Raw genomic sequence first — 12,580 nt, forward strand, 5'->3', positions numbered from 1 at the left:
ACAAGAAAGGTTGCATATGAACACTCCCCATCCCGATAACCGGCGCATGGCGCGCCGGGCTGCGTTCGGCAGCTTCCTCGGCAGCGTCGTCGAGTACTACGACTTCTTCATCTACGGATCGGCTGCGGCGCTGGTGTTCAGTACGCTGTTCTTCCCCTCCAGCGACCACATGGCCGGCACCCTGGCGGCGCTGGCCACCTTTGGCGTCGGCTATATCGCCCGGCCCATCGGTGCGCTGGTCTGCGGCCATCTCGGCGACCGTATCGGGCGCAAGCAGGTGCTGATGATGACCCTGCTGCTGATGGGCCTGGCCACCTTCACCATCGGCCTGCTGCCCACCTACGCCAGCATCGGCGCCTGGGCCCCGGCGCTGCTGGTGTTCTGCCGCCTGCTGCAAGGATTTTCCGCCGGTGGCGAACAGGTCGGCGCCAGCCTGCTGACCATGGAACACGCCCCCGGCAAGAGCAAGACGTTCTATACCAGTTGGCTGATCAACGGCGCCTCCATGGGCTCGATCCTCGCCACCTCGGTGTTTATCCCTCTGTCCATGCTCAGCCAGGAACAGTTGCTGGCCTGGGGCTGGCGGATTCCCTTCCTGCTCAGCGCGGTGATGGTGGTGATTACCTGGCTGATCCGCCGTGGCGTCGAAGAAAGCCCGGAGTTCAAGGACAGCAAGCCGACGCCGCAACGCCTGCCGGTGGCCGAGCTGTTCAGCAAGGAGCACCGCGCGTTTTTCACGGTGTTCAGTTGTGCACTGATCTGCGCGGTGTCGTCGCTGGTGATGATCTTCGGCCTGTCCTGGGCCACCAATAACCAGCAGGTGGACCGGCCGTCGATGCTCAGCGCCATCGCCGCCAGCCAGGTCGTCGCGCTGATCTGCCAGCCGCTGTTCGGCCTGCTGGCCGACCGCATCGGCCGCAAGCGCATCTTCGCCATCGGTTCTCTGGCCTGCTGCGCCGGGGTGTTTCTGTTCCTCTGGTCGATCAGCACCGCCAATCTCGGCCTGATCCTGTTCAGCACCGTGTTGCTCAAGGGTGTGCTGTACAGCGCGCCGAACGCCTTGTGGCCCTCGTTCTACGCCGAGATGTTCAGCATTCGCGTGCGCTACACCGGGGTCGGCCTGGCCACCCAGTTGAGCTTCATCATCTCCGGTTTCTCGCCGAGCCTGTGCTATGCGCTGATGAGCGATGGCAACGACTGGGTGCCGGTGGCGTGCTTTATCGGCGGGCTGTCGTTGCTTGCGGCGATCGCGGCCTTGCTGTCGCGGCCGGCAGGGGTCGAGGAACCGGTATTGCAGGCGCGACACGTTTGATTCCCTCTTGGCCCTGCTGCAGTTCAATCCGGCCTGACGGCACAACCCAGCTCCTACGGGTTGAAATGAGATTCGATATCAACTAGAGTTTTGTTACTTTATATCGTATCAACTGGAGACCCCGATGAAACCCGGCATCCACCCCGCCTACCGCCCCGTCCTGTTCCACGACACCAGCGCCAACGCCTTCTGGCTGATCGGCTCCACCGTCGACACCGACAAGACCTACGTCCACAGCGACGGCAACACCTACCCCTACGTCACCCTCGACGTGTCCAGCGCCTCCCACCCGGTCTACACCGGCCAGGAGCGCAAGGCCAAGAGCGAAGGCCGTGTGGCCGGCTTCAACAAACGCTTCGCCGGTTTCGCCACCAAATGAAAAACGCCGCTTTCCGGTCTCCCGGAAAGCGGCGTTTCTCTTCAAGCTCGACGCAGCTTAAACGGCCAGGGCACGCTCACGCAGTTCGATATTGAGGATGCGATCGTTCTCGCTGTAGTCCACCGGCACGTCGATCACGTGTACGCCCGGGGTCTTGATGCAGTGCTCCAGCAGCGGCAGCAGGCCTTCGGCACTTTCCACGCGGTGGCCGTTGGCACCATAGGCTTCGGCGTATTTGACGAAGTCCGGGTTGCCGTAGTCCAGGCCGAAATCAGTGAAGCCCATGTTCGCCTGCTTCCAGCGGATCATGCCGTAGCCATCGTCACGCAGGATCACCACGGTGACATGCATGTTCAGACGGACTGCGGTTTCCAGCTCCTGGCTGTTCATCATGAAGCCGCCATCGCCGCACACGGCAATCACCGGACGGTCCGGGTACACCAGGTGCGAAGCCATGGCCGACGGCAGGCCAGCGCCCATGGTCGCCAAGGCGTTGTCCAGCAGTACGGTGTTGGGCTTGTGCGCCTTGTAGTTGCGCGCGAACCAGATCTTGTAGATACCGTTGTCCAGGGCAACGATGCCCTCGGATGGCAGGGCACGGCGGATATCGGCGACCAGGCGTTGCGGGTACACCGGGAAGCGGTTGTCGTCCTTGCCCTCGGCGATCTGCGCTTCGTTGGCCTCGCGAATGGCCATCAGGCGGGTGAAGTCCCAGTGCGACACGTCGCCCAGGCCTTCGCCGATCTGCCACACGGCGTTGGCGATGTCGCCGATCACTTCGATCTGCGGGAAGTACACGGCATCGACTTCGGCAGAGCGGAAGTTGATGTGGATGACCTCGGTGCCGCCACGGACCATGAAGAACGGCGGCTTCTCGATCACGTCGTGACCGATGTTGATGATCAGGTCGGCAGCCTCGACCGCACGGTGGACGAAGTCACCGGAGGACAGCGCGGCGTTGCCGAGGAAGCGCGGGTTGCGCTCGTCGACCACGCCCTTGCCCAGCTGGGTGGTGACGAACGGGATGCCGGTCTTCTCGATCAGTTGTTCGAGGACCTTGGCGGTCATCTTGCGGTTGGCGCCAGCGCCGATCACCAGGATCGGGCTGCGGGCGGTGCGCAGCTTGTCGATGGCGGCGTCGATCGCCACGTGCTCGGCCAACGGACGACGGTGCAGGCTTGGCGGGATCGGCAGGACATCGGTCTGCTCGGCAGCGATGTCTTCCGGCAGCTCCAGGTGCACGGCGCCCGGCTTCTCTTCCTCGGCGAGACGGAAGGCCTCACGCATGCGCGACGGGATGTTGTCGGCGGAAGCGAACTGGTGGGTGTACTTGGTGATGGGGTCCATCATTGCGCACACGTCGATGATCTGGAAGCGACCCTGCTTGGACTTCTTGATCGGCTTCTGGCCGGTGATCATCAGCATCGGCATGCCGCCGAGGTAGGCGTAGGCGCCGGCGGTGACCAGGTTGGTCGCGCCCGGGCCGAGGGTCGACAGGCTGACGCCGGTCTTGCCGGTGAGGCGGCCATAGGTGGCGGCCATGAAGCCGGCGGACTGTTCGTGGCGGGTCAGTACCAGCTTGATCTTCGACTTGCGCAGGGATTCCAGCAGGTCGAGGTTTTCCTCGCCGGGAATGCCGAACACATACTCGACACCTTCGTTTTCCAGGCATTGCACAACGACATCGGCGGCCTTGGCCATCTTGCTTGCTACCTCAAATGGGATTGCACGGGTTTGAGTGTCGACCGCTCAGCGCTTGGCACTGACATCGGTCTGCCCGGTCGCCAGCAAAGCGGCCCGGACGAAGTCTTGACGCAAGCAACGTTCGATAAAGTCACTTACAAAGACGGCGGCATTGTTACATCTTTTTGGCACTGCCATGGCTTGACGTATTGAAGTAAATGCACCTTCCAGCACCCGATAGCGACAATCGGCCGCAGCGATCTTCTCCAGCGGCTGGCGCACGCCGGCCGCGGCGTCGAGGTTTTCGGCGATGAACAGGTCCACGGCGCCCGCCGAGGTGCCGGCACGCTCCAGCGTGGCGTGCTGCAGGGTGCGGCTGAGGAACAGGTCATAGGCGGCGCCCTCGCCCACGGCCAGGCGCAGGCCGGGCTGGTCGAGCTGTTCCACCTGCTGGAACGGGGCGTCCTGGCGCACCAGGTAGGTGCCTTCGATCAGCACGTAGGGGGCGCTGAAGTGGATCTGTGCTTCGCGCACCGGTTCGATGGCGAGGAAGGCGACGGTCCAGGCGTTGTCTTCAAGGGCGGCGAAGACCTTGCCGGCGGCGTCGTAGGTGCGCATTTCCAGGGGGACGCCCAATTCTTCCGCCAGGGCCTTGGCCAAGGCCACGGAGACGCCCTGGGGCTCGCCGTCGGCGCCACGCTGGGCGAGGACCGGGTTGCCGAGATTGATGGCGACGCGCAGGACGCCGTCGGGGGCGAGGTCCTGGAGGATGGCGGGGGTTACCAGGGTCATGTTGGGCTCCAGCAATGTGGGTGATCTCTCGGGCCTCATCGCGGGCAACGCCCGCTCCCACAATGTCCGCGGCGACACAGATCCCTGTGGGAGCGGGCATTGCCCGCGATAGGGCCCTGAAGGCTTACCAGATCGGCAAGGTATAGGAAACGATCAGGCGATTCTCGTCGGCACCCCGGGCAAAGCTCGACCGATAGGCCGCATTGCGCCACTTGATTCCGACATTCTTCAGCACCCCGTCCTGGAACACATACCCCACATCGGTATTGCGCTCCCATTCCCGGCCGGTGCTGGCCGAGGTGGCCGCGTCGGCGTGGTCGCCCTTGACGTAGCGGCTCATGAAGGTCAGGCCCGGCACGCCCACGGCGCTGAAATCATAGTCATAACGCACCTGCCAGGAGCGCTCCCCCGGCTCGGCGAAGTCGTTGATCTGGATGTAGTTGGCCAGGTACGGGTCGGTGCCGTTGACGAACGGCATCGAGGTGTCACCGGTCATCTTCTGCAAGCCGACGCCGAAAGCATGCCCGCCCAGGCTGTAGGTGAACATCCCGCTCAGCGCACCGCTGTCGATCCGTCCACCACGGGCCGCGCCGCTGTCGTCGCTGAGCATGTAGCGCAGGTCGCTCTTCAGCTTGCCGGGGCCGACGGCCAGGGTGTGCGTCAGGCCGAGGAAGTGCTGGCTGTAGATCTCTTCCAGCTCGGCATACTGGTAGCTGAGCACCATCTGCTTGCCAAGGGCGTAGTCGGCACCGCCGATCAGCAGCGCATCGCCATCGGCGGCGGCGCGGAAGCGGCGGTTCTTGTTGTTCAGGGTCAGGCCGATGGCGTCTGTGGAGTCGCGGTCGGTCATGCGCTCGAAGCGGGCGCCGGTGAGGGTCAGGCCGGTGATGTCCTTGACCGTCAGCAGACCGCCGTCGAAGGTCTGCGGGAGGATCCGCCCGGTGTTGGCCTGCAGGGTCGGCAGCTTGGGGATCAGGGTGCCGTATTTCAGCTCACTGTCACCGACTCGCACCCTGGCGGTGAGGCCGACCCGGCCGAACTCGTCGGCGGCGCGACCGTCGCCATGGGTCGGCAGCAGGCCGCTGCCGGTGCGGTCCGGGCTGGAGTCCAGCTTGAGGCCCAGCATGCCCATGGCGTCCAGGCCGAAACCGACGGTTCCGGCGGTGTAGCCGGAGCGCAAGTCGAGGATGAAGCCCTGGGCCCATTCCTCGCGCTTGTTCTGCCCGGCGCCGTCGCGGAAATCGCGGTTGAAGTAGTAGTTCGAGGTCTGCAGGCTGGCCTTGCTGTCCTCGATGAAGCCAGCGGCGCTGGCCAGGCAGGGGGTCAGGGTGACGAGGGTGGTGATGATCTTCTTGTTGTTGTGCATCGGGGTGGTCCGTTTTTTATAGGTATGGGGGCGCCATGGCCCTCAGGATCGGGGGCCAGGCAGGAAGACTCGATTGAATGGTTTGGGGCCTGCTTTGCGGTCCCCTGCGATCAATGGGCCGAAACGGCAGCCGGCTGACCCGGTTCGTTGTTGCTCACCCGCATCAGTGCCGTCATCAGGAACGCCACCGCCAGCAACCCGCTGAGGAACAGCAACCCGGTCGCCGCGCTCTGGCTGTTGCCCTTGACCACGCCGATCATCGACGGCCCGACAAAGCCACCCAGGTTGCCGATGGAGTTGATCACGGCGATGGACACCGCCGCCGTGGTGCGGTCGAGGAACAGGGTCGGCAGCGCCCAGAACGGCGACTTGAAGCTGTACAACCCGGACAGCGCGATGCAGATCATCGCCATCGACAGCACCGGGCTGCCCAGCATCCCCGCCCCCACCAGGCCCAATGCGGCCACCAGCAGCGGCACCGCCGAGTGCAGCTTGCGCTCGTTGCGCCGGTCGGAACTGCGCGACCAGATCACCATGGCCACGGTGGCGACGATGTAGGGCAGCATGGCGATCAGGCCGATCTCGGTGTGGCTCAGGCTGCTGGAGAAGCCCTTGATGATCTGCGGCATCCAGTAGCCGACACCAAGGCTGCCGCATTGGTAGACAAAGTAGATAAATGCCAGGTACAGCACCTTGGGGTTGGTCATGGTCTTGAACACGCCCAGGCTCTTGACGTTCTTGCGGCCCTGGCGATCGCGCTCCAGTTCGGCGAGCAGCCATTCCTTCTCTTCCGGCTTCAGCCACCTGGCCTGCTCCGGCTTGTCGGTGAGGAAGAAGTAGCAGGCGATGCCCAGCAGCACGGCGGGAATGCCTTCGAGGAACAGCATCCAGCGCCAGCCGCTCCAGTCGAACCACTTGACGTTGTCCATGATCCAGGTGGAAAGCGGCGCGCCGATGATGTAGCTGACCGGGATCGCCGCGGTGAATAGCGCCACGGTGGTCGCCAGCTCTTTGGAACGGAACCAGTAGGTCAGGTAGACGATGATCCCCGGGAAGAACCCGGCCTCGGCCACGCCCAGCAGGAAGCGCAGCACATAGAGCTGGTTGGCGGTCTGGGCGAAGGCGGTGCCGGCGGCAATCAGCCCCCAGGTCACCAGGATCCGGGCGATCCACACCCGCGCGCCGTACTTGTTGAGCATCACGTTGCTCGGCACTTCGAAGAGGAAGTAGCCGATGAAGAAGATCCCGGAGATAAAGCCGAAGGCCTCGCTGCTCAGGGCCAGTTCCTTGTTCATCTCCAGCGCGGCGTAGCCGATGTTGGCGCGGTCCAGGTAGGACACGATGTAGAGCAGGAAAACGAAGGGAATGATCCGCCAGGTGATCTTGCGGACTATCGCGTGTTCATCGAGCGTATTGTTCTTGTTCATGGCGACCTCGTAGGCAGCAAGCTTGCGCCTGTGCCGTGGATTTTTATAGTGACCGGGCCGAGACCCGGGTGTATCAGGCGGAAAAGACCATGCACACCGGACTGCCGGTGCCCACGGAGAAACCGGTATCGCTCAGGCCGCCGGAGGCAGGGTCCACGGCCAGGGCGACGATGGAATCGCTGTCCTCGTTGAGGACGAAAAGGAAACGCTGGTTGGGCGTCAGGGCGAAGAAGCGCGGGGTACGCCCGCCGCTCGGGGCGAACTGCACCGGACTGAGCAGGCCGGTCCCGGTGTCGATGGCGAACACCGCGATGCTGTCGCTGCCACGGTTGGAGGCGTAGAGGAAACGCCCGTCGGCGCTGACCTCCAGTTGCGCCGCGCGGCTGTTGCCGGTGTAGACCGACGGCAGCGAGGGCAGGACACGCAGTGGTTCCAGCGCGCCACTCGCCGCATCGAAGCGATAGCTGGTGACGCTGGAATCCAGTTCGTTGAGGGCGAAGACCAGCGGCGCTCGCGGATGCACGGCTACCTGCCGGGGACCTGCGCCTTCGCGGCTGGGCACGAAGGCTTGCTCGGTCGGGACCAGGCGGCCGTTATCGAAGCGGAACACGAAGATCCGGTCCAGGCCCTTGTCCGGCACCAGGACGAACTGGCCGCTGGCGTTGAACAGGTTGTAGTGCGGTTTGGCGAATGGCTGCTCGACCCGGTGCGGACCGGTCGGGCCATGCAGGGCCACCAGTTGTACCAGCGCACTCAGGGCGCCGTTGCTGTCGACTTCGAGCACCGCCAGGGTGCCGCTGATGTGGTTGGACACCACCAGGAAGCGCTCGCTGGGGTCGAGGGCCAGGTGCACCGGGTTCTTGCCCTCGCAGCTCTGGCGGTTGAGGAAGCTCAGGCGGCCAGTGCCCTGGTCGACGCAAAAGGCACTGACTTCGCTACGATCGCCGTGCACCGCATAGAGGCGGTCGCCGCGGCGGTTGAGGACGAGGAACGACGGGTTGACCAGGTCCTCGACCAGTTGCACCAGGCTCAGGCGGCCGTGGTCCTGGTCGACGGCGAAGACGCTGATGCCATCGCCGCGGGCGTTGCGTTCACGGGTGGTGCGGGAGCCGACGTAGGCGTACATGGGGTGTCTCCGAAATCGTTGTTGTTCTTCAGGGCCTCATCGCGGGCAACGCCCGCTCCCACAAAGGCCGCGGTGCATACAGGTCCTGTGGGAGCGGGCGTTGCCCGCGACAGGGGCGACTCAGGACTTGGTCCTGGCCACCACCTTGCGGATCACATAGGGCAAAACCCCGCCATTGCGCAGGTAGCGGATCTCCTGCAAGGAATCGATCCTCACCCCCAGTCCGACCTCCTGGCGTTCCCCAGAAGCCCGGCGAATCACGAGGGTCACCGGGTTGTCGCCGACCTGCAGGTCATCCAGCCCGAGGAAATCCACTTGCTCGCTACCGTCCAGCCGCAGGTCATCCACGCCCTGCCCCTCGCGGAACTGCAACGGAATCACCCCCATGCCGATCAGGTTGCTGCGGTGAATCCGCTCGATGCTGCGCGCCACCACCGCCCTGACCCCGAGCAGCGCCTGGGCCTTGGCCGCCCAGTCGCGACTGGAACCGGCGCCATAGTTGATCCCGGCGAACACCACCAGCGGCGTGCCTGCGGCGGCGTAGCTTTTCGCCGCCTCGTACAGCGGCAGGCACTGCTGCCGGTCAGCGGTCCAGGCCCAGGCGCCCTGCCCCGGCTGCTCGTCGCCCAGCAGGCGGTTCTTCACCGACTTGTTGGTGAAGGCGCCGCGCAACATGACCTCGTGGTTGCTGCGCCGGGTCGAATACTGGTTGAGGTCCTGCGGGTCTTCGCCGCGCTCCAGCAGCCACTGCCCGGCCAGGCTCGACGCGGGAATGGCCCCGGCCGGCGAGATATGGTCAGTAGTGACGTTATCGCCCAGCACCATCAGCGCCCGCGCACCAGCAATGGCCAGGCTGGCCTTGGCTTCGGCCTGGATATCAGCGAGGTATTGCGGCCGACGCAGGTAGGTCGATTGCGGGCTCCAGGGGAACTGCACGCTGCCCTCGGCGGACAGCGCCTGCCAGTGATGGGTGCCGTCCCAGACGGTGGCCAGGCGCTGCTGGAAGAACTCCGGGCGCACCACCTCGGCCACCTGCGCGGCGACCACCTCGTCGTCCGGCATAAGGTCGTGCAGGTACACCGCCTTGCCACTGGCGTCCACGCCCAGCGGGTCGCGGGTCAGATCGATATCGATGCGCCCGGCGATGGCATAGGCCACGCACAGCGCTGGCGAGGCCAGGTAGCCGGCCGGCACCTTCGGATTGACCCGGCCTTCGAAGTTACGGTTGCCGGACAGCACCACCACGCCCTTGAGGCCCTGGTCGGCGAAGTCCTCGACATGCGCTTCGAGCTTGCCGGAGTTGCCGATGCAGGTCATGCAGCCAAAGCCGGCGAGGTCGAAGCCCAGGGCGGCGAAATCCTCCAACAGCCCGGCCTCGGCCAGGTAGTCGGCGACTACCCGCGAGCCGGGAGACAGCGACGTCTTCACCCAAGGCTTGCGTTGCAGGCCCAGTTGGCGGGCGCGGCGGGCCAGCAGGCCGGCCTGGATCATCAGCGACGGGTTGGCGGTGTTGGTGCAGCTGGTGATCGCCGACATCACCACCGCGCCATGGCCGATGGCCTCGCCGAACGACGGCTCGAAGAAGGTCGGCCCAGCAGGGCCGGCGATCAGTCCCTCGCCGCCCAGCACTTCGTCGCGGAACGAGGCGCTGGCAGCAGACAGCGGCTGGCGCTGGTGCGGCTGGTGCGGGCCGGCGACGCTGGGTTCGAGGCTGGCCAGGTCCAGTTCGATCAGTTCGTCGAACTGCGGCTCAGGCAGGTGGTTACGGCGCCATAGGGGCTGGGCCGTCATATAGGCACTGACCTGGCGGCGCAGTTCGGCGGGACGACCGCTGAGTTCCAGGTAGCTCAGGGTTTCATCGTCGAACGGGAAGAACACCACGGTGGCGCCGTACTCCGGCGCCATGTTTGACACTGTCCCCCGCGCTGCCCAGCCCAGGGTCGACAGACCGGGCCCGGTGAACTCGACGAACTTGCCGACCACCGAACGCCGGCGCAGGATCTGGGCCACATGCAGGGCCAGGTCGGTGGCGGTGACGCCCGGGCGCAAGGCATTGCTCAGGCGGATGCCGATGACCTCGGGGAAGCTGATCGGCACCGGCTCGCCAACCATCGCCGCCTGCCCTTCAAGGCCGCCGACGCCCCAGCCGAGCACGCCGATGGCGTTGATCATCGGGGTGTGGCTGTCCGTGGCGACCATGTCGTCCGGGTGCAACAGGCGCTGACCGTCGCTGGTGCGGCTTTCCCAGACCACCCTGGCCAGGGCTTCCATGTTCATCTGATGAATGATCCCGGTACCCGGCGGGATCACGCCGAAGTTGTCCAGGCTCTTCTGCGCCCACTTGATGAAGCGGTAGCGCTCGCTGTTGCGGCGAAAATCGATGTCCAGGTTGGCCTCGACCGCGTCGGCCTCGGCATAGCGCTCGACGATCACCGAGTGGTCGATGGTCAGCACCGCCGGGATCAGCGGGTTCATCGCCTGCGGATCGCCGCCCAGCTCGGCGACCACGTCGCGCATGCCGGCGAAGTCGGCCAGGGCCGGCAGGCAGGTGGTGTCATGGAACATCAGGCGGTTGGGCTGGAACGGCACCTCGCAGGCCGGGCCCTCGCCGATGGCCCGCAGCAGCACCGATGGCAGCGCCTGCGGCGAGCAGCGCGCGACGTTCTCCAGGAGGATGCGGATCGAGTACGGCAGGCGTGCCAGAGCCTCGGCGCCCAGCAGCTTGTGCAGGTCGACGTAGGCAAAGGTCTGCTGGTCGATCACCAGGGAGGAAAGAAGGTCGCGGGCTGTCTCGGTCATCTCGTCGCTCGGCTTTTCTAGTTGTTGGCGGGACCGGGCAGAGGCCGGGCACCGTCGATGGGGCCGATACTAGGAGCTGGGCGCAGGGATGAAAATTGATCAATCGCCACGGGAGCGTTCTCCAAACGAGAACGCTGGAGAGGGTCAGGCGCTGGTGAGGTGGTCGATGAAAGTCCGCAGGGTTGGCGAGGCCGCATCGTATTTGCGGAACGCCAGCAGCAGGGACCGCTTGGCCCACGGCTCGGCCAGGCTTACCGCCTTCAGGCCATGGCTGCGCTGGTACTGGTTGACCACGCTGCGCGGCAGCACCGCCACGCCGAGGCCATTGGAGACCAGGCGGCACATGCAGTCGAAACTGCTGATACGGATACGCAAGCGCAAGGGTACGCCGAGCGCCTCCGCCTCGCGGGTGAGCAGGTTGTACACCGAGCTTTCCAGGTGCGGGCCGACGAATTCGTGGTCCAGGGCATCGCGAAACGGTATCGACCTGCGCTGCGCCAGGGCATGCCCGGCGGGCACCACCAACACCAGTTCATCGTCACGGTAAGGCAGGGTCTCCAGGCCCTGGGCGGCCGTCTGTGCGGCGATGATGCCAAGGTCGGCACGACCATCGGCCACCGCCCGCACCACCGCCGAACCGACCCGTTCCTCGATGTCGAAGCGGATCTGCGGATAGCGCTCGGCAAATGCCGCCACGTCCTGGGGCAGGAACTGCGACAGCGCCGAAGTGATGGCGTGGATGCGCACATGCCCTTTCACGCCGCTGGCGTAGTCGGCCAGCTCGGTGTCGAGTTGGGCCAGGGTCTGCTTGAGCTGACGAGCGTAGAACAGCAGGGACTGTCCCGCCGGGGTCAGCTCGACGCCACGGGCGTTGCGGATCAGCAACGGCGAGCCAATCTGCGCTTCCAGCTCGCTGATCCGCTTGCTGATCGCCGACACCGCCAGGTGCTTGATCCGCGCCGCGCGGGTGAGGTTGCGCTCCTGGGCGACGGTGATGAACAGGTCGAGGCTGGTGAGGTCGTAGCGCATCGATGGGCTCCTCAAGCGGCCAGCAGTTTCAGGGCCCGGCGGGTCACCCGCTCGATATAGGCCGGATCGCCATGGATACGCGCCAGGAGGATCGCCCCCTCGTAGTCGGCCACCAGTTGCTGGCCCAGCTCTTCAGCTTCCTCCAGCGTCGCGAACAGCCGCGTGCAGGCCGCCGCCCAGTCGGCGAAGAAAGACCGGATCGGCGCCATCAGTTCCGGCTTGCCGTAGCTGGCGTCCACCGCCACCACGCCCATCAGGCAGCCGATGGCATCGTCCTGGAACAGGCGCAGGGCCTTGCGCCCCATCTTCGCCAGGCGCTCGGCCGGCTCCAGACGCTCGTCCGCGGCGATGCTGAACAGATGCCGGGCAAGGCCCTGGTGGGTCCAGTCCAGGACATCGCGCAGCAGCGATTCCTTGTTCGGATAGTGGTGATAGAACGACGCCTTGGTCAGGCCGCAGGCGCTCGCCAGGGTGTCCATGGTGGTGCCGTGGTAACCCAGGCGCTTGAAGGTGATGGCGCACTGGTTGAGCAAATCGTCGCGGGAAATCTTCGGCGGGCGCATGGCTGAACCGGTCTCTCGATCAAGGCCGGTGATTCTAGGGTATAAGCGTGCCCCGCTCAATTTGACGGTTACCAACCGTTTGTTTAGTTTCAATGCGCAAACCA

Annotated in this window: 10 protein-coding genes; 2 read left to right on the forward strand and 8 right to left on the reverse strand. The window is 65.2% G+C overall.

Annotated elements, in window-relative coordinates; translation table 11 throughout:
* Nucleotides 1-16: 16 nt before the first annotated feature.
* On the forward strand, nucleotides 17-1,312 hold the full coding sequence (locus AC5QPF_RS18480; RefSeq protein ID WP_494959268.1) for an MFS transporter: 1,296 nt from the start codon (nucleotides 17-19) through the stop codon (nucleotides 1,310-1,312).
* A 124-nt stretch (nucleotides 1,313-1,436) separates the two neighbouring features.
* Nucleotides 1,437-1,691, forward strand: coding sequence for a type B 50S ribosomal protein L31 (locus tag AC5QPF_RS18485; RefSeq protein WP_494959269.1), 255 nt, complete (start codon nucleotides 1,437-1,439; stop codon nucleotides 1,689-1,691).
* Between the two features lie 57 nt (nucleotides 1,692-1,748).
* On the opposite strand, the gene AC5QPF_RS18490 is transcribed toward AC5QPF_RS18485, so the two are convergent.
* The 8 genes from AC5QPF_RS18490 to AC5QPF_RS18525 form a co-directional block, all read right to left on the reverse strand.
* Nucleotides 1,749-3,392: an acetolactate synthase large subunit gene (locus AC5QPF_RS18490; RefSeq protein WP_494959270.1), complete on the reverse strand. Its 1,644-nt coding sequence runs from the start codon at nucleotides 3,390-3,392 to the stop codon at nucleotides 1,749-1,751.
* A 48-nt stretch (nucleotides 3,393-3,440) separates the two neighbouring features.
* A complete protein-coding gene (locus AC5QPF_RS18495; RefSeq protein ID WP_494959271.1) occupies nucleotides 3,441-4,166 on the reverse strand; it encodes a transporter substrate-binding domain-containing protein in 726 nt (241 codons plus the stop codon).
* Between the two features lie 124 nt (nucleotides 4,167-4,290).
* Nucleotides 4,291-5,532, reverse strand: coding sequence for an OprD family outer membrane porin (locus AC5QPF_RS18500; protein ID WP_494959272.1), 1,242 nt, complete (start codon nucleotides 5,530-5,532; stop codon nucleotides 4,291-4,293).
* A 110-nt stretch (nucleotides 5,533-5,642) separates the two neighbouring features.
* Entirely contained in the window at nucleotides 5,643-6,959 is a 1,317-nt protein-coding gene (locus tag AC5QPF_RS18505) for an MFS transporter (RefSeq protein WP_494959273.1), read from the reverse strand.
* 73 nt (nucleotides 6,960-7,032) lie between these two features.
* Nucleotides 7,033-8,085 carry a beta-propeller fold lactonase family protein gene (locus AC5QPF_RS18510; protein WP_494959274.1) on the reverse strand — a complete coding sequence of 351 codons (1,053 nt, stop codon included), beginning with the start codon at nucleotides 8,083-8,085 and terminating at the stop codon, nucleotides 7,033-7,035.
* A gap of 120 nt (nucleotides 8,086-8,205) precedes the next feature.
* On the reverse strand, nucleotides 8,206-10,884 hold the full coding sequence (gene acnA / locus AC5QPF_RS18515; RefSeq protein ID WP_494959275.1) for an aconitate hydratase AcnA: 2,679 nt from the start codon (nucleotides 10,882-10,884) through the stop codon (nucleotides 8,206-8,208).
* 144 nt (nucleotides 10,885-11,028) lie between these two features.
* The gene (locus tag AC5QPF_RS18520) at nucleotides 11,029-11,913 is read right to left on the reverse strand and encodes a LysR substrate-binding domain-containing protein (RefSeq protein WP_494959276.1); all 885 of its coding nucleotides are present in this window, start codon (nucleotides 11,911-11,913) and stop codon (nucleotides 11,029-11,031) included.
* 11 nt (nucleotides 11,914-11,924) lie between these two features.
* Nucleotides 11,925-12,476 carry a TetR family transcriptional regulator gene (locus tag AC5QPF_RS18525; RefSeq protein WP_494959277.1) on the reverse strand — a complete coding sequence of 184 codons (552 nt, stop codon included), beginning with the start codon at nucleotides 12,474-12,476 and terminating at the stop codon, nucleotides 11,925-11,927.
* Nucleotides 12,477-12,580: the final 104 nt, after the last annotated feature.

It is taken from the genome of Pseudomonas sp. Con_6 (assembly GCF_059379395.1).